15 protein-coding genes are annotated in these 18,329 nt (G+C 51.3%); 8 read left to right on the forward strand and 7 right to left on the reverse strand.

The window, feature by feature from the left end; genetic code table 11:
* Nucleotides 1-124 precede the first annotated feature (124 nt).
* The 3 genes from priA to P2G88_RS17805 all read left to right on the forward strand — a co-directional run bounded on the left by priA (nt 125) and on the right by P2G88_RS17805 (nt 4,716).
* Nucleotides 125-2,314: a primosomal protein N' gene (gene priA / locus P2G88_RS17795; protein ID WP_275798489.1), complete on the forward strand. Its 2,190-nt coding sequence runs from the start codon at nt 125-127 to the stop codon at nt 2,312-2,314.
* 167 nt (nt 2,315-2,481) lie between these two features.
* Complete coding sequence (locus P2G88_RS17800) at nt 2,482-3,018, forward strand: SPOR domain-containing protein (RefSeq protein ID WP_275798490.1); 537 nt, start codon at nt 2,482-2,484, stop codon at nt 3,016-3,018.
* 63 nt (nt 3,019-3,081) lie between these two features.
* On the forward strand, nt 3,082-4,716 hold the full coding sequence (locus P2G88_RS17805) for an acyl-CoA dehydrogenase family protein (RefSeq protein WP_275798492.1): 1,635 nt from the start codon (nt 3,082-3,084) through the stop codon (nt 4,714-4,716).
* 9 nt (nt 4,717-4,725) lie between these two features.
* Here P2G88_RS17805 and P2G88_RS17810 read toward each other — a convergent pair whose 3' ends face one another.
* The 3 genes from P2G88_RS17810 to P2G88_RS17820 all read right to left on the reverse strand — a co-directional run bounded on the left by P2G88_RS17810 (nt 4,726) and on the right by P2G88_RS17820 (nt 7,221).
* Nucleotides 4,726-5,454, reverse strand: a complete 729-nt coding sequence (locus tag P2G88_RS17810; RefSeq protein ID WP_275798494.1) for a sulfite exporter TauE/SafE family protein — start codon at nt 5,452-5,454, stop codon at nt 4,726-4,728.
* Between the two features lie 44 nt (nt 5,455-5,498).
* Nucleotides 5,499-6,197: a pirin family protein gene (locus P2G88_RS17815; protein ID WP_275798496.1), complete on the reverse strand. Its 699-nt coding sequence runs from the start codon at nt 6,195-6,197 to the stop codon at nt 5,499-5,501.
* Between the two features lie 145 nt (nt 6,198-6,342).
* Nucleotides 6,343-7,221, reverse strand: coding sequence for a hypothetical protein (locus P2G88_RS17820; protein ID WP_275798499.1), 879 nt, complete (start codon nt 7,219-7,221; stop codon nt 6,343-6,345).
* Between the two features lie 91 nt (nt 7,222-7,312).
* Here P2G88_RS17820 and P2G88_RS17825 point away from each other — a divergent pair, with 91 nt between their 5' ends.
* Nucleotides 7,313-7,888, forward strand: coding sequence for a cytochrome b (locus tag P2G88_RS17825; RefSeq protein ID WP_275798501.1), 576 nt, complete (start codon nt 7,313-7,315; stop codon nt 7,886-7,888).
* 35 nt (nt 7,889-7,923) lie between these two features.
* Here P2G88_RS17825 and P2G88_RS17830 read toward each other — a convergent pair whose 3' ends face one another.
* Nucleotides 7,924-8,658, reverse strand: a complete 735-nt coding sequence (locus tag P2G88_RS17830) for a glycoside hydrolase family protein (RefSeq protein WP_275798504.1) — start codon at nt 8,656-8,658, stop codon at nt 7,924-7,926.
* Nucleotides 8,659-8,881: 223 nt separating this feature from the next.
* On the opposite strand from P2G88_RS17830, the gene P2G88_RS17835 reads away from it, so the two are divergent.
* Both P2G88_RS17835 and P2G88_RS17840 read left to right on the forward strand, forming a co-directional pair.
* Entirely contained in the window at nt 8,882-10,993 is a 2,112-nt protein-coding gene (locus P2G88_RS17835) for a hypothetical protein (protein WP_275798506.1), read from the forward strand.
* 80 nt (nt 10,994-11,073) lie between these two features.
* Nucleotides 11,074-13,302, forward strand: a complete 2,229-nt coding sequence (locus P2G88_RS17840) for a toll/interleukin-1 receptor domain-containing protein (RefSeq protein WP_275798508.1) — start codon at nt 11,074-11,076, stop codon at nt 13,300-13,302.
* Here the strand turns inward: P2G88_RS17840 and P2G88_RS17845 are convergent.
* Nucleotides 13,299-14,225, reverse strand: a complete 927-nt coding sequence (locus tag P2G88_RS17845; RefSeq protein WP_275798510.1) for an ion transporter — start codon at nt 14,223-14,225, stop codon at nt 13,299-13,301. The genes P2G88_RS17840 and P2G88_RS17845 overlap by 4 nt on opposite strands.
* 133 nt (nt 14,226-14,358) lie before the next feature.
* Here P2G88_RS17845 and P2G88_RS17850 point away from each other — a divergent pair, with 133 nt between their 5' ends.
* Nucleotides 14,359-16,131, forward strand: coding sequence for a hypothetical protein (locus P2G88_RS17850; protein ID WP_275798512.1), 1,773 nt, complete (start codon nt 14,359-14,361; stop codon nt 16,129-16,131).
* Here P2G88_RS17850 and P2G88_RS17855 read toward each other — a convergent pair.
* The gene (locus P2G88_RS17855) at nt 16,118-16,372 is read right to left on the reverse strand and encodes a Rho-binding antiterminator (protein ID WP_275798514.1); all 255 of its coding nucleotides are present in this window, start codon (nt 16,370-16,372) and stop codon (nt 16,118-16,120) included. The two genes, P2G88_RS17850 and P2G88_RS17855, sit on opposite strands and share 14 nt — an antisense overlap.
* Before the next feature lie 63 nt (nt 16,373-16,435).
* On the opposite strand from P2G88_RS17855, the gene P2G88_RS17860 reads away from it, so the two are divergent.
* Nucleotides 16,436-17,530, forward strand: a complete 1,095-nt coding sequence (locus P2G88_RS17860; RefSeq protein ID WP_275798516.1) for an alkane 1-monooxygenase — start codon at nt 16,436-16,438, stop codon at nt 17,528-17,530.
* A gap of 2 nt (nt 17,531-17,532) precedes the next feature.
* On the opposite strand, the gene P2G88_RS17865 is transcribed toward P2G88_RS17860, so the two are convergent.
* Nucleotides 17,533-18,312, reverse strand: a complete 780-nt coding sequence (locus tag P2G88_RS17865; RefSeq protein WP_275798518.1) for a LytTR family DNA-binding domain-containing protein — start codon at nt 18,310-18,312, stop codon at nt 17,533-17,535.
* Nucleotides 18,313-18,329: the final 17 nt, after the last annotated feature.

Consider the following 18,329-nt stretch of genomic DNA (forward strand, 5'->3'; position numbering starts at 1 on the left):
TAGCGGCTTGCCGCCAGGAGGCGCGCATATTAATGTATCCCCCCCTGGGGTTCAAGCACTATTTGCTGGAATAATCACCAGTATAGCCTTCAACTGGAGTCCAAATTTCGGCAGCGAAATACCTATGACATTCCCCATCGCCGAAGTGGCGTTACCCATTCCCAAACGCGCCCTGTTTGACTACAGCCTGGCGGGTTTTGAGCATGCCCGCATCGGCGCCAGGGTAATGGTGTCTTTTGGCCGTCGGCAGTTGATAGGGGTCATTGCTGGCATAAAAGCACAGTCTGGTCTCGCCCCTGAAAAACTCAAAGCCATCAGCGCATTATTGGATCAGGAATCAGTATTCTCAGAAGCTCACCTGACTTGGTTGCAATGGGCTAGTCAATACTATCAGCACGCTTTTGGTGAGGTGTTGGCCAACGCCCTGCCAGTTAATCTGCGCAAAGGCGCGCAAGCTGGTGTACAAGAAGAAGTATTCTATAAAGCCACTTCGCAAGGTCAGTCGCTGGACGATGCCGAGTTGAAGCGAGCGCCGCGTCAGTTGGCCGCACTGCAGGTGCTGCGTCAATCACAACGTAGTGCCAAACAGCTAAAGGACGAATTTGGCAGTGCTGTGGTCAATGCACTCTTGGAAAAAGGCCTGATCGAAAGTCAGTGCCGGACCCCAGAGCCGGATCTGACTTGGCCGAAACGTATTAAGCTGGCCGATAAGCCTCGCCCAAATCTGGAACAATCTCTCTGTATAACAGCAATTTATAACAGCGGTGCGGACTATCAATGCCATCTGCTAGAAGGGGTTACTGGCTCAGGCAAAACAGAAGTCTATCTGCAGGCCATTGAACCTCTGCTGTTGCAAGGTAAACAAATTCTGGTGCTGGTCCCTGAAATTGGCCTGACGCCACAAACCGTCAAGCGCTTTGAGGATCGTTTTGGCCTGAAAGCCGGCCTATTGCACTCAGGCTTGGCCGATGGCGAGCGTCTGCGGGTCTGGCAACAGGCCAGAAGCGGTGAATTGGGCTTGATCATCGGCACCCGCTCGGCAGTATTCACACCGATGAAAAGCCCGGGAATGATTATTGTCGATGAAGAGCATGATGCGTCTTACAAGCAACAAGATGGCTGGCGATATCATGCCCGCGATCTGGCTGTGGTCAGGGCGCGTCTGGAAAAAATCCCATTGCTGCTGGGTAGTGCTACTCCGTCATTGGAAAGCCTGAACAACGCTTTGACGGGTAAGTACCGTCATCACTTATTGCGCCAGCGTGCCGGAATAGCGAAACCGGTACATCACAGCATATTGGACATGAAAGGGCAGGCATTGGATTTCGGCCTGGCCAGAGGGCTGCAGGGCCGTATTCGTCAACATCTCAGCAATGGTCATCAGGTCATGTTGTTTATCAACCGACGTGGTTATGCCCCTGCGCTGATCTGCCACCAATGTGGTCATGTGGAAAGTTGTCTGCGCTGTGACCGCAGCTATACCCTGCACCGCGGCATGAATAAGTTGCAATGTCACCATTGTGGGGATGCCAAGTCCATCCCTCAGCGATGTCCGGCTTGCAGTTCAGACAAGTTGCAGCCTGTGGGCTTAGGCACAGAGCAGTTGGAAGACGGCCTTAAGACGCTTTTCCCGGGAGTCAGTGCGGTGCGTATCGACAGCGATTCGGCGCGTGGCAAAGATAAGCTCGACAAGCTGTTGCAAGCCATCGACAAAGGTGAGCATCAACTGCTGATTGGTACCCAAATTCTGGCCAAAGGGCATCATTTTCCAAATGTCTCAATGGTCGTGGTGTTAGATGTGGATAGCGCCCTGTTCAGTGCCGATTTCAGAGCGGCGGAGAAACTGGCGCAGCTCATTACTCAGGTGGCCGGTCGTGCCGGCCGGGCGCATATTCAGGGCGAACTTTGGTTACAAACGCATCATCCCGGTCATCCCTTACTGCAAGATCTGCTGCATAATGGTTATCAGCACTTTGCACGGTTGGCCCTGCAAGAGCGTCGATTTATCCATCTTCCGCCCTTCAGCTATCAGGGCTTGTTCCGGGTGGAAGCCAACGATGCCAGGCAGGCTTTTGACTTTCTATGCCAGGTAAGAGAACAGATCCCACAATATCCGGATTTACACCTGATTGGCCCGTTACCGGCATTAATGGAAAAACGTCAGGGGCGATTTCGGATGCAGTTATTGCTGCAGTCTGGCCAACGGACGGGAATACAGCAGGCTCTGGCCGCATGTCTCGAGGCCATTGAAGGTCTACCTTTGGCAAATCGTGTGCGCTGGTCTGTGGATCTGGATCCGCAGGATTTCACCTGATGTCAGGCCTGCCACTTACATATCAGTGCCGGGTAATTGATTGGTCAGCGTGGTATAAACAGATTGAGCTTGAGCAGACAAAAGGTAAAATCGACCCTCTGTAGCCAATGGGCAAGTCCCAGGGCAGTGGCCCCGGCAATAACAAGAATAAAGGCTGAAGTAGACCTATGGCACAACGAGATTATGTGGCCCGCGGACGGGCGAAGCAGACGCCACCGCCCAAGCCCCCCCTGCCCTGGATCCGCATTATTATCACGCTGGGTCTGATTCTGGGCTTCGCATATTTTCTATGGCATATCAAAGACAGTGCCGACACAACCCCTGCTGCGAATAGCAAACAGCCTGTCCAGCAACAAGAACAGGTAGATGTGCTCCCTAAACCGCCCAAGGAAAAGTGGGAGTTTATCGAAGAACTACCTAACAGAACGGTGGAAGTGGAAGTCCCCGAAGATACCGGCCCTACTCGCCGTTATTTATTGCAGTGTGGTTCGTTCAGAGAAGCCAATCAGGCTGAGACGATGCGTGCCCGCCTGGCATTTCAGGGAATTGAATCTCAGGTGCGTCCCAGTGAAGGTAAAAACGGCCGTTGGCACCGCGTGGTCCTGGGGCCTTACGAAAACAAAAGGGCGGCCGAGAAAGATCGCCACGCCATCCAGCGATTGGGTATCACCACCTGTCAATTGTGGAACTGGAACCTCGACTAATTCCGGCTCTTGCAATTTAGTGGCGGCCTTGATTCACTGGCTACTCCTTTTGAGGAGCCATGTATGAGTCATATTGCCCACAGCCACGACGTTACTAACCAACCCCAGGCGTTGGAAGGCTTCAATGCCTTTGACAGCGACAAGGTGTTGCAATACTGGTTACAGCGTTTCGGTGGGGAATGGGCGGTTCCAGCGCTCTCTGCTTATGGCCATCAGGTCGGTCATGCCCTTCAGCAAGCGGGGTTTCAGGCCAATCGTCAGGAACCGGAGTTCCACAGCCATAATCGTTTCGGTCAGCGTGTGGATATGGTGGAGTACCACCCCGCTTACCATCAGTTAATGCAAGCCGCTATTGAAGCCGGGCATCATTCCCTGCCCTGGGCAACCTCTGAATCAGGCGCCCATGTGGCCAGAGCGGCCCTTGCCTATTTGCATACCCAGGCCGACCCCGGCACCGGCTGCCCGCTGACCATGACGTTTGCGGCAGTGCCTGCTATTCGTCACCAAAGTGATATCGCTGACATCTGGTTGCCGCGCATTCTGGCCAATCAGTATGACTCACGTAATGTGCCTTTTTTTGAAAAGCAGGGTGTCACCATCGGCATGGCCATGACAGAGAAGCAGGGCGGCTCTGATGTGCGTGCCAATACCACTAAGGCCATTCCGATTGGCTCTGGTGGAGCGGGACAGCTATATGAAATTACCGGCCATAAATGGTTTTGCTCGGCGCCCATGTGCGATGCCTTCCTGGTGCTGGCCCAAGCGCCGGGTGGACTGTCCTGTTTCCTGCTGCCCCGTTGGCGCGCCGATGGCCAGAAAAATGCCATGCATATCCAGCGCCTGAAGAAAAAAGTCGGTAACCGTTCAAATGCCTCATCCGAGGTAGAGTTCTTCGGTGCGCAGGCTTGGCTGATTGGTGAAGAAGGACGTGGTGTACGCACTATTATCGATATGGTGGCCATGACCCGCTTTGATTGCATGACAGGTTCAGCTGCTTTAATGGGACAGGCAGCCAGGGAAGCCATTTTTCATAGCAGTGGCCGGGCTGCCTTCGGTAAACCCTTGCACGCCCATCCACTGATGCAAAATGTACTCGCTGATCTGGCACTCGAAGCGGAAGCTGCTCTGGCCCTTGCCATGCTTACCGCTCATGCGCTGGACAAGATTAATGACCCGCTGCAGGCTGGACTGGTAAGAGCCGGCACCGCCATCGGTAAATACTGGATCTGTAAGCGCGCGGTTTTGCAGACCTTTGAAGCCATGGAGTGCGTCGGTGGTGTGGGTTATGTAGAAGACAGCGTGCTGGCCAGACTGTATAAAGAGGCGCCGGTGAATTCCATTTGGGAGGGCTCCGGAAATATACAGTGCCTGGATTTGCTGCGGGCGATGCAAAAGGAACCACAAACCTTGCAGGCATTGATGTTGGAGTTGGAAAAGGCTGGTGGACGCTTTGCCGCCTTCGACGATTTGTTGCAGCAAACTCAGCAACAACTTACTAACACAGACGAATATCAGGCCAGACGGACAATGGAGAGCCTGGCGAGGCTGTGGCAGGCTGCCACGCTGATCCAATATGGTGAACCAATGGTCGCCGACGCCTTTGTTAAAGCCAGAATTGAGCAGCCGGGTGTTCAGTTTGGGACACTGCCAGTGGGTATTGATTGTCAGGCAATTATTGCCCGCCATCTGCCAGCTTAAGTGTCTGCGTCAGCTAATCATTAGTTTAAGTCCCAGCACCAGCAATAGGCTGTGCATGATGAGCAAAAAGGTTTTCACCGGTAAACGCTCCCGCAGGTAGATGCCCCAACGATTGCCCAACCATGCAACTGGGCTAAGAGCGGCTGCCCACAACAGCAAATTGCTGTCCAGCAAACCCAGACCTACAAAGGGCACCAGCTTTGCCAGGTTCAAACTGGCAAAAAATACTGTGCTGGTGGCGACCATTAATGCTGGTGCCAGTTGTCTCGCGATCAATAGCATCATCAGCGGTGGACCACCGGCATGGATTAGGGTACTGGACAACCCAGACATGGCCGACATGCCCCATGCAGCCGCTTTGGTAGACAGCCAGGCCCCGTCGGCGCTTCGCCAGAGTAAATAACGCAAGGCAAAAAGTAATGCCAGCAAACCTACGGCTTTACTCAGTATTTCGGTCGGCAGCAACCCCAGCAGTAAACTGCCCAAACTCACCCCAAGTAAGGCGCCAGGTAACAGGGTTTTCAGAAGGCCCCAATCCCACTGTCGCCAATGACTTTTTACGGCAAAAAAGTCAGCCAACAGTAGCAAAGGCAACATAAAGCCAATGGCCTGCTTCGGCGGTAATGCCAACATCAACAAGGGTACCGAGAACACGCCCAAGGCCCCGGCGAAGCCAGACTTGGAAATACCTGTGAGTAGCACCACCAAAACCACCACGGGAAGAGACGATAGATCCATGTTGTTCCTTGTATAAAAAGCCCGACCTGAGTCGGGCTTTGCCGTTAGCTGACGGTGGGCAGGTCAAACCAAAGGGCGTGCAATCCATCGGTACCGGCTTGCAAGCTTATTTGTCTGGATTTGGTGATACCGATACCATCCCCGGCAGCAAAGGTCTGCGCCTGCACCTTTGCCTGACCCGAAATGATATGCAAATAACCACTGCGCTCGCCCACTTCCAAGGTGAGCTGCTCATTGGCCTCCAGAATCAACCTCGAAAGGCTGGCATCCTGATGCATGGACAAAGTGCCGTCCCGACCGTCAGGAGTGACCAATGGCGTTAGCGGGCCTTTTTGTTCAATACGCGCCTGCTGGTAGCCAGGCTCAGTACCCCGGACATTTGGCTGGATCCAAATCTGCAGAAAGTGCACAGGATCGGTTTTCGAGGCATTAAACTCCGAATGCATAATACCTGAGCCTGCGCTCATCAGTTGCACATCGCCAGCCGGGATAGTGAACTGATTACCGGTACTGTCTTTGTGTTCCAGTGCACCTTCAAGCACATAGGAAATGATTTCCATATCACGGTGACCATGGGTATCAAAGCCGGCACCACCGCGCACCTGATCGTCATTAATCACGCGTAGGGCAGACAGTCCCATATGCTTTGGGTCATAGTAATGGCCGAATGAAAAGGTATGACGGCTGTCCAACCAACCGAAATTGGCGCGGCCGCGGTTAACTGCTGGTCTGATGTAATCCATGTTAGGCACCTCACTTTGTATAAAGGCAGCCAGTTTATGTCTCGGTTATGCGAATGAAAATCACATAAAAACTCGTATAACTTTCTAAAAAATAGATTATTCAACCTTCTGATATCAGGAAGACGCTCCGCGATGGTCTGCTAATTTAGCCACGCCCGAACTTCGCCACAAACGCATCGACAAATCGCTGTGGGGAATCGGCATCCATATTGAAATAGAGTGAAGGCTCAATCAGCTCCAACTCCATTAGTGCAAATCCGCTGGCGCTCTCTTGTATTCGCACGTAATCGAGCCGCGCATACAGCGTAGTATCAGGCATGGCGGCCAGCGTCTTTTCGGCAATTGCCAGTAATGCGGGCTCAGGGTGAATAGCCTGTAATTGACCTCCATGTTCTTCCTGCACGCGGAAGTCTTCCGCTTTAGGACGCTTTAGAATGGCATGACTGAAATTGCCGCCAAAGTAGAAAAGTGAGTATTCACCCTCAGCGATAACAGCCTCAACAAAAGGCTGGATCATATGCTCTCGCTGTTCGAAGAGTTCAGAGAGGGTCTCTAAATCATAACGGAAGCCCGCTTTGGTTAAACGGAACGTGTCGTCGGCATTGGCACTCAGTAGTGGCTTGACCACCAGTTCTTCGCAACCAAATTCATCGAACGCATCTTGTAAAACATCGGCTTCAAATTGGCGCTGCCATAAGGTCGGAACGATAGGTATGCCGGCCTTTTGCATTTCCTTCAGATAGCTTTTATCCAGATTCCAGCGCACCAATGGCAGCGGGTTTTCCAGCACAGTACCGCTTGCTACGATCCGTTCAAGACAGGCCATAAAGGCTTTGGGATCTTTTTGGTAGTCCCAGGGACTGCGAATAACGACAACATCGTATGTTGACCAATCCACTGTTTTGTCCCGCCAGGAGACCGCCTCAGTATGCCACCCTGCCTCAGCCATGGGTTGATAGCAAAGTTCGTCATAGACAAAGTAGCCTTCAAGGTTGTCCATTGACAAAAAAGCACAGCGTTTCATCGGTATCCTTTACGGTTGGAGGGCGGGAAGGCATGATAATCCCCAAAAAAAGTGGCCCTGCCAAGGGCGGTACAAAAATAAGGAAATCGCGATGCCGATTAAAAATACTGAAAAAGACTATGGCAGCATTGCCAAATGGTTGCATTGGGGAACGGCACTGCTGTTTTTGGCAGCCTATTGTGCGGTTTACTATCGGCAATGGTTTACCGAGCGCCAAACTGACGAGAATTGGACCGCCTTGCAACTGCACTTGTCCTTTGGTGTGAGCATCGGCGTGTTGGTGGTGCTGCGCATCATCTGGCGCTTTATGAATCAGCAGCCTCGCATTTGTCCGGGGCCTGCCTGGCAGGTTAAGGGCGCACACCTGGGGCATTTTCTGCTTTACGTGATGATGGTGGGTATGGTGTTCACTGGCTATACCGGCACCGGCGCCCCCACTGAGTTTTTCTTCCTGTTTGATATTCCTAAGTTTGAGGATACCGCCATGTTAGCGCCGTTGATGGATTTGCTTGGGGTTACCTATGAACAATACGAGGAAACGGCTGATTTTCTGCATAAGGAACTGGGCGGTGAGTGGCTGGTCTGGCTGTTGATTCTTGGTCATGCCGCGGCTGCCTTGTATCACCATTTTGTGGTCAAAGACCGCACCTTGAAGAAGATGCTTTAAATGACAATGCCGGCTACTTGCCGGCATTATTGTTGTCAGGCCTGCGCCTGCTGGCCCGGGCTTTGCGGCACCACTCGCAGGTAGTCGCTATGTACCCAGCCATCATTATGGCCGTCGCCTTCGATATCTACTTCCAACCAATCTCCGATGCGATTGTTGCCAAACACCAACTGGCCATCGTTGAGGCGATTTCTGACTTCATACTCTGTACCTGGACCCGAGCGAACCCGCAGGCCACCGGAGGCCGACACTTTAAACTTTTCCCCCTCCGGAACCGCACTGACTTGGTGTGCCATGCCCTGTTCCACTTTGCCTGACAGGGGCTTCAGCCATAGTTGCGCCTCTGAGGCCCGGCGCTTAACCAAGCCCGGCAAGGTGCGCTTCTTTCCCGTAGCCGGGTCTGTTGCTTTAACCCAACGGGCCAACTCGGTGGGTACGGCGTCATAGTCGCCAGCGTTGAGCTTACTGCAGAGGGTGCTAGCGGCCAGGTTGCCGGAGCCCACGTTAAAGGTAAAGCTGACCAGCGCCGCAAATTGATTATCGTTCAGGGGCACTTTGATGATTCGCTCTACGGCTGCAGCACTGCCGCGTAAGTCCTCTCGCAGCAAATCCTCGGCTTTGGCAATGTCGATATGTTGATCCGCTTCTACATCGTCGGTATGGCCATAGCCGATGGTCAATACTCCGGCAGGGCAAACATAAGCATCGGGATAAAAGCCTTCACATGTTTTTACGAGGTCAATACAGCCTTGGTTGGGTTGTCTGCTCATCCTGTTTCTCCATTTGCGGCAAGCAAAGCACATCCAATTAATAAAAGTAGTTGATGCCAGGGTGCTTGAGTAACATTTTGCAATTTTTGGAGGGTTGACAAAAAAATTATACAAAGGTGTAAAAAGGGAGTGATGAGATGTCTAAAAATTGAACAAATCAGGGGCCTAAACTAGACTTTGCAGGTTCTCATCTACGCTACTTATAGCTTCAAGGATGGTCAAAATGCTTACTAAAGCTCCTTTTGCTGCGGTAATTCCACTACTCGCTTCATCTTTTTTTCTTTCGTTTCAAACTTTGGCAGACAGCTATGTTGCCGGGGTCAATTATTCCAACGGGCAACTCTATGCCCTTTGTTTTGATGACGATACCGGCACTGCTGCTCGCTCGGCGACGCTGGGAGATGGAGGGAAACGACCGGTTTCCATGGTGTTTTTCACCGGCAAAACGGATGAATTAGGCAAAGACTCGCTGCAATTACTGGTGGCAGACGAGGCGGGGCAGATAAATCGCTTTGTATGGGGTGAGCAGTTGACGGTGGGTGTAGAGCCACAAAAGCGCTGCGAAGTCATTGAGATCTCCGCTAGTCAAAACTTTTACAGCAAAAGAGGCGGGAATGGCCCTTCTGCGCCCAATGGTTTATCGGTTGCGCCGGGTGACAAACTGCTGGCATTAAGTCCGGGCAAGGGAAAAGGTGGCGGAGAGCTTTGGAGCTTTGATTTATTAGATCCTGCGCAGCCACCGGTGCGCTTACTTAATAACTTGGCTTATAGCAGTTTGCAAGAGACCCTGGTATTGCCATCAAATATGGCGAGCACCACATTACAAGAAGATGTTCTGATCGTTGCCAACGGGCCGGACGCCATCTTGAAGCTTGACCGCAGCTGTTATGCCAATGGTCAATGCGCTAACCAGTGGGTGGAATTTATAGGCGGTAGCAGCGGTATTGCTCTGCCAGCTTCACCATCAGGAATTGCTTTATTGCCATCACCAAATCAGGACAAGTTATTGGTGATGACGGAGGCAGGGCAGGTTGCACTATACAGTCTGCAAACTGGCACGCCTGTGCTGGAGAACCCAGCCCTACTCAGTGGATTGGGCAATGGTAAGTTCAAAATTAAAACCCTGCGGGATATCGACGTCAACCAGCCTCAGGGAGCCAATCAAATCGACTTTAAGGCCCATCTTTATGTGGCTGGGCGAAACAATGGCAGCGTGTTGCAGATTACGCTGGTGGACAATAACGGCGTTATTTCAGTGGAGTCTCCTGACTTTTTAGAGGTCAATCAGGGTATACAACATCCCAGGGCACTGGCAGTCACTGCGGAAGATTTTATTCGTATCCCGCCTTGTACTGAAAATTGCCCGGATGAGATTGTGGTTAATATTTCCACCGTCATACAGCATAGTTTTGATGTATCACAGCAAACCGGAGAGCCGATTTCCGGTTATATCGGTGAAACCTTTCAGGTGCTTGCTGATCCCAGACCGGGCTGTCACCGTGACTCTGCAAACCAGGTCCCCGGGCCTCTCTATATCTGGCAAGACAATCTTTACCTACAGGATCCTGACCCTGTTACACCGGCCAATCCGGTTTCCACCAGTGTCATGATCCCATCCTATCTGTGTGGTTCACCGGATAATGATCCCCATATTATGCTGGTGCGCACGGTTTCCAATATTGAAGTCACCCGTATTGAAGTTGACCATCTTATCTTCGATACCGACCTTGATAACAATGGTTTGCCAGATCTCAATTGCTATACAAGCGACAAATTGCGTCAACCTGCTGCTGGTTGGGCGCCTATCCCCGAATTGGCCGAAGACGGTATCGTCGAGGGACGCCAGGTCATTGATTTAGTGACAGGTTGCGGCAGTGTGAGGATGAAGACCAGGGAGCTTTCTTATTTCGTTCTGGGGCTCCGAAACAAAATCCAGCCCGACATTCCTGCGCTTAACCAATACGCACAGATCGTACTCAATGAGTTTCAGGGATTACGCCAAACGCTGGTAGAAGCCCAGTATGCACCTGCTTGTGTTGGTGACTTACAGGCCGCCACGCAGATGGAAGCCGATATACTGGCCATTGAAAATAACCTCAATAATTTGTCTTTGAGTACGCTTCAAAGTGACATGCTCAGTTTGTTACAACGACTCAGAGACAACCAGGCGAACCTGAATGTTGCCGCTAAAGGACAAGGGTGCCTGCAAAATACGCAGGGAGATCTTTTGTCCCGAATGACCCATATTTACTTCAATGGTGCTACGAAATTGTTAGATCAGGTCTGGGCATCCGACTGTCCTGCAGGCATCAATTTGGAGCAATGTTTGTATTGATTGGGGAAACAACGACACCGTTTTAGCAGCAGGAAATCACTACCCTGCTGCTTGTTTGCGAGCGCAGGGTTTGGGTCATAATGAGTAGTTATCGCTACAAAGCTTTTATCAGTTACAGCCATAAAGACAGTAAATGGGCCCATTGGCTGCATAAGGAGTTGGAGCGGTTTCATGTCCATAAACATCTGATTGGGCAGGAAACGCCAGCCGGGAAAGTGCCTGATAAACTACTCCCTGTTTTTCTGGACCGTGAAGAATTGGCCAGTGCCACCGATTTAGGTACTTTGCTGACAGAATGTCTGGAAAATTCCTGGTGCCAAATCGTTATCTGTTCACCTACTGCTGCTAAATCCCGCTGGGTGAATGAGGAAATTCTTACTTTCAAGCGCTTGGGTAAGGCCCATCGTATATTCAGTCTGATAGTGGATGGCGAGCCCTATGCCAGCGACAGCAATCAGCCCGATCAGGAATGCTTTCCACCGGCCTTGCGCTTTCATTTAGACGAACACGGCCAGCTTTCTGATCGGCCAGCAGAGCCTATCGCTGCCGATGCCCGGCCAGGCAAGGACGGCAAGCGCAATGCCTTATACAAAATCGTCGCCGGCATGCTCGGCGTCGGTTTCGACACCCTGAAACAGCGGGAGCTGCAACGTCGTCAGAAACGAATGGCGCTGATCACGGCCGGCACAACCCTGGGAATGGTGCTTGCCATTGGTTTGGCCGTTGATGCAATGATTGCCCGTAATGAGGCCCAGCAACAGCGTAATCGGGCCGAAATAGAGGCGCAGACAGCCAATCGCACCGCCAATTTTATGGTCAGCCTGTTTTCCGTCTCAGATCCCAGTGAGGCGCGCGGCAATACTATTACTGCCCGAGAAATTCTCGATAATGGTGCCCATCGGATAGAAGATGAACTCAGTGATGAGCCGCAGATCCAGGCCACTTTGATGAATACCATCGGCCAGGTTTACACCGCTTTAGGCTTATACCAGCGCGCCGCCGATTTGTTGGAGTCAGCCCTGAAAGTACGACAAGCATTACGTGCAGAGGACAAAATATCGGCGGCGGAGCTGTCCGATAGCATGGATGCCCTGGCGCGCATCTATACCGAGTTGGCCAGTTATGAGGAAGCAGAAGCTCTGTTCAAAAGAGCCATGATGCTTCTGGAATTACAAGGTAAGCCAACCAGCAAGTTGGCGGCAGACATTAAAGCCGGGTTGGCTGAATTGTATTTCAGAATGGGTCGCTACACAGACGCCGAACCACTGTTACAGCAAGTTCTGACGTTGAGACGTTTAAATCATGGTGAACAGTCTCTGGAAGCCGCACAAGCCACACAGCAATTGGGGCTGAACTTACTGGACCAGGGCGAATTGGAGAAAGCGGAAAGCTATCTGCGTGACGCTATGGCGCAGATGCAAACCGTGCTGGGTAACGAGCCTCATCCGGCGCTGGCAGAAAATTATAATAATTTGGCCTATGTGCTGCACAGTATGGGCAGATTTGAGGAAGCCCGGACCCAATATGAAAGGGCCCTGGAAATGCACCGTGTATTGTTGGGCGAAGACCATCCCGATGTGGCCACGGCACATATAAATCTGGCCATGTTATACCAGGACTCTGGCCGTTATGACCAAGCCAAGGAGATGTTTGAGGCATCTATCAAGATCCTGCACCGCGTATATGGTGAAGCGCATCCGAAAATTGCCAAAGCTATGAATAACCTTGCCTACTTGCTCTATGACCAAAATGACGCAGAGGGGGCACTGAGGATTATGGAAAAGGTTGTGGAGATGGCGCGCGCTACCTTGGGTGATCAACATGCGGACCTGGCCCGCTATCTGTCTACCGAAGGGCGTTGGCTGGCTGAATCCGGACGTCACGAGGAAGCGGTGGCGATTCACCGGCGTGCGTTAGCGATGAAGATACATATGCTTGGCGAAGATCATCCGAATGTGGCTATCAGTGAATTTGATTTAGCCGAATCTTTGCTGGGGATTGGCCAGAATCAGGAGGCCTTATCCCTGGCCCAGCACGCGGTAAAGGCATTAATTGAAGCACATGGGGAGGAGCACTGGTATGTGGCCATTGCTAAATTGACTTTGGCGCGCGCTTTAATGGCACAAAATGCCTTACAAGAGGCGGAGCCGATGTTACTGAAAAGCTATGCTCAGCTTGAGGCAGATGAGTATATTCCGCCGGCCTATTTGCGCCGTGCTTTGCAGCGTCTGGTTGAACTTTATACTTTGAAAAACGCCTCTGCCGAGCGCGATAAGTTCAAGTTACTGTTGGCCAATATGGGTGCTTAACGCCCACATAAGGGACACCGTCCGACGAGCTTTTCCTTCTTGAGCAAGGAGATATTTTTTTCCAAATCTTCCGTAGACAGGTCCAGTTTATCGGCTAACTCCTGTAAGGTTTTGTATTCGGATGGGTCGATTTGGCCATCGGCCAATGCCTGTTCGATGTGCACTTCAAGATCGAGTTTTCGTTCGCGTAACTCTTCACCAAAACGTCCAGCCAGCATACCCGCAGGAAGCGCCACAAAGCCTACGCCAATAATCATAATAAAGGTGGCAACGATACGCCCTCCGGTAGTTAGCGGCGTGACATCGCCATATCCCACCGTGGTCATAGTCACCACCGCCCACCACAGGGAATGCAGGATACTGCCGAACTGTTCCGGTTGGGTTTTGCTTTCCAATGCGTACATCACGCTGGCGGCGATAACAATCAGGAACATCATCATCATCATGGCAGCCGCTATGCTCTTTGCTTCCTTTTGCAGCACGGTCATAAAGATATTGAAGCCTTTGAAATAGTGAGTGAGCTTCATCAGACGTAGCACCCGGAACAGGCGCAGATAACGCAAGTCCACGGTAAAAAACAGTGAAATCAAAAACGGTAGGATGGCCATCAAATCGATAATAGCGATGGGTTTGATTACGTAACGCAGGCGGGCGCGCCATGTTGCATGCTCTTTGAGTTCCGGTCTTTCCACGCAACACCATACCCGGGCCAGATACTCCACCAGAAAGATGCTTACCGAGACCAACTCGAACATAAAAAAGAAACGACCATAGGCCGCACGAATTGAGGCCTCAGACTCGAAAATGACTGCGGTTACATTGCTGATAATCAGCACAATCAGAAACAGATTCAGGTAGCGGGAGGCGTTAGAGCGAGACTGCTCATTTTCTATCAGGTGGTAAACCTTCAGGCGTAACGACATTGGACTGTCCAGTATTAAAAAAGATTCTTCGCCTTCGCGGCTGTATCCCATTGAAATTTATCGGGGTATGCCAGCAAAAGGCTCTATGCTCATTACAGGGTAGACAAAAAATGTACTGGAAAGAAGGGAGCACATGAGCCGGACACCTTATGTTATCGGGATCACCGGGCACCGTGATTTAGACGAGGCTGCCACTCAATATGCGACACAACAAATCACATCACTGTTAGCCAGCTTAAAATCGAGGTTAGCGCTAACCCCTATCGTGGTGGTCACCGGCATGGCTGATGGTGCCGATCGGGTGTTGGCAAAGGTGGCGCTCAAGTTGGGGTATCCGGTGACGGCGTTGCTGCCATTGCCAAAGGAAGAGTATCGCAAGGACTTTTCTGAGGCGTCCTGGCAGGAATTTAATCAGATTATTGCCAATCCGTTGGTGGAATGCTCGGTGGTGGAGCAGCTGCATGAATGTGCACCGGGAGAATCGATGTCCGATCAGGAACGCGATACCCAATACTGGGTATTGGGACAGCATCTGATTTGCCAATCCAACCTGATGATTGCCATTTGGGATGGCGAGAATACCGGTCTGACCGGCGGTACGTCCGATGTGTTGCTGGATTATCTGGATGCTCAGCCGCGTCGGCGTAATGATCGGATTAGTGGCTCTGCCGCTACCATCACGTATCTGCACCGGGAAGACAGTCAACAGCAGTTGATGGGGCGCCAGGCTTACTGGGTGCCGGTAGACAAAACGGAACACGGCCATTCCCGTTCTGAACAGACCCCGCAGGTGTGTTTTTTATCCGGGGAAATCGGCACCTATGAGTTGGAATGTTTTCCCAGTATTCCCAAGAGCCTGTTGGATGATATGGCCCAACTTGAGGAGTACAACGAGCAGATCCAGGTATTGGAGGAAGAGGGCGCCATCAATAGAAATTACAGTTTGCTTAACGACTACGATCTGACACGCGCGCCCATCCCTACTGACTTACTGAAGGACCTAGACACAGAATTTCTTAAGGCGGATGCGGTAGCCATCGACAATCAAAAGCATTCAGACAGTCAGTTTACGTTGTTCAGTCTTATCGCCGCTGCCATGGGCTTTCTGTTTCTTGTATACGCCAAAATCGTAGCCAGCAACTACTTGTTAATCGGCTATCTGGTGCTCTTTCTGATTGGTTGGCGTTACTACCGCCGGATTCAAAAGCGCCACAGTTTCACCAATCATTTAACCGCAAGGGCCTTAGCAGAAACCTTACGTACTCAGTTTTATCTGTTGCTTATCGGGCGCAATAACCACAAACGCCCGACCCATTTGATGAACACATGCGGAGTCAGCCAATTTGAAGGCTTCAATTGGATAAAACACATTATCTTGTCCAAGGTGCCCATGCATCTCGACCACAAAACCCATCAAAAACATCTGCACTACAACGTAGAGTTTGTCTGCGAGCACTGGTTGATGGATCAAACCAGTTATTTTGAACGTAAGACCCGCATCTTGTCGCAGCATCATCACAAGCTGGAACACATAAAATCGTTTCTGTTTATCAGTTCCGCCTTGATGGCGGTCATGCTGATCCTGTTTAAATATGCGATGACGGATTTGGTCTTTTATGCCGATATTAACGCCAAAAGCGTAACAGTGCTGCTAATGGGCTTATTACCGTTTTTATTGGGTGTTTGGGAGATTTATCAGAACAAGATGGCGGTGAAGGAATTGCTTTGGCAATACCGCACTCAATCCGTGCTATTTAACGAAGCCAAACAGCATATCGAGAAGGCCGACACCCTGGATCAGAAATGTGCGGTGTTAAGTGAACTGGCTGAGCGAGCCTTACTGGAAAACTTTATCTGGATCATTCATCGATTTCATCGAGAGCATGAGCCCCCTACTGCGGGTTGATATCCAGCTGTGAAAAGTAGGGGTTTGTGGTGATGGCCCGGATAATGCGGATTTCGGTCATGGCAATGACCAGATGCTGCCCCTTTACGTTCAGGACCAAAACCTCCATAGGGCCTGGCCGGGTTTCGGTGGTTACCGCCCGACCGCAAAACAGTGCACCATTGGTCATTTCCACTTCCAATTCGTATCCATAAAGGCAGGCGACTTCCAGATTGTCGTGCATATTACAGTTCAGTGGCATGTGCTCATCCAATTTTCAAAGGCTGTGCTAATTTTAATCCAGAACATTCAACTGGTTTGAACGATGAAAAGCGCTTCACCGTTTCCTTTTGCCCTGGCATTTCTGGTGGCCTATCTACCGGCTGTGGTATTTGCGTTGTGTTTGTGGATGGCCGGCAATGTTGGCAACAGCTTATGGCTGGCTTTACTGCCAGCCCTGTTCTTATATTTCGTCATGCCACCCCTCGATTATTTGTTGGGGCGTGACACCCTTAACCCTTCTTCAGCATCTCAGGCGGCACTCAAAAACAGCAAATTACTAAAGGCACTGCCAGTGATGACGTTACCGCTACAGGCGACATTACTGTTTGGAAGCGCCGCCTGGCTGAGTTCTTTGCCTGACATCAGCTGGGTTCATTGGGTCGTTTGGGCCATTTCCCTAGGGGTGGTTGGCGGTGTAACCGCCATTAATCCGGCCCATGAACTGATCCATCGCAATAGCCGATTGGAGCGCGGGGCGGGCGGGGCACTGTTGTCGCTGGTGGCTTATCCCAGCTTTAAAATCGAACATATTCGCGGTCATCATGTAAACGTGGCGACACCATTGGACAACTCTACCGCCAAGCGGGGACAAAGTGTTTATGCCTTCGTACCTGTTGCCATTTTTAAGAACCTGCGCAGCGCCTGGCAGTTTGAGCGCAAACGCCTGGCCCATCAACGCCTGCCGGTATGGCATTGGCGTAACGAATTGTTGGGTTGGTGGCTACTGACAGCCGCCATTGCGCTGTTGATGTTGGTCTGTTTTGGTGTGTATGGGCTGGCGTTCTTCTTGCTGCAAAGCCTGGTGGCCATCGTGGAACTGGAAGCCATTAATTATATCGAACACTACGGCTTGCTGCGCAAGCAACTGGCTAATGGGCGTTATGAGCCACCCAATGAAAATCACTCCTGGGACAGCAGCTTTCTGCTCAGTAACCTGATGCTGTTTCAGCTGCAACGCCATGCCGATCACCATGCGCATCCCGGTCGGCCTTATCCGCTTTTGCGACACTGTCCGGGCAGTCCGCAATTACCCGGTGGTTATGCCAGCATGTTGTTGCTGGCGTTGTTTCCGCCGCTGTGGCGAAGGGTGATCCATCCCCGGCTGCAGCGTTATTGTGCAAAAACACTAACAACCTGAGGTTACTGAGACAAAAATGCCTTCACCGCACTTAGTCTGGACTTAGCGACAGGAACTTGTTGGTCGTTAATCAGCAACAAGGTTCCTGTTCTGCCCTGTTGAGATAATCGTCTTACTGCCCATTTGGCGACAAAGAAGGAGCGATGGCATTGAATACCTTCTTCGTCACATTCTGAAATTGCATCTTTGAGGTTATATAAGATCAATCCCTGTCCTTTATCGGTGGTTACCGACAAGTAATGTAGCTCTGCTTTGAGCACCATAATCCTGCCGCGCACAGCCAAGGGTAACTGGCGGATAAAGCCAGATTCGGTGGCCGTCTGTGGTGTTGACTCTGGCAGCTCGGCTTCAGTGACTTTTATTAGTTTGAACCCCATTAACCAGGGAGCATTTAGCGCCAGCCAGGCCAAGGTGATGGGCGGTGTCACTGCCATCCATTCACCTATCCACTCCCAAGCCCAGTTGTCAGGTTGGCCTTCCATTGCTACATCAATTCCCAATGCCAGCGGGCTGAAAAGGCTGGCTCCAATTACGCCTGAAAAGACCAGCTGCCACCAAGGGTTGAGTCTGCGAAAGGCTGACCAACGTTCCAGCAGTTGTTGCGTGCCAATCAGCAAAAGAATGGGGAGCAAGGTCTGTAACCACCACTGCACCAGTAAGCTCAACCACATACGGTTGTCGTTACCACTGTCTACCAGGCTGAACAGCAGGCCAAGCATCAAGGCTGAGGTAATGAAGTAGTGGCCGGGTCTGATATCCCCAATATCCCATGTCCCGTTCATACAAAATATGTCCCGTT

This window comes from Aliiglaciecola sp. CAU 1673 (genome assembly GCF_029223185.1).
Taxonomy (GTDB): domain Bacteria; phylum Pseudomonadota; class Gammaproteobacteria; order Enterobacterales; family Alteromonadaceae; genus Bowmanella.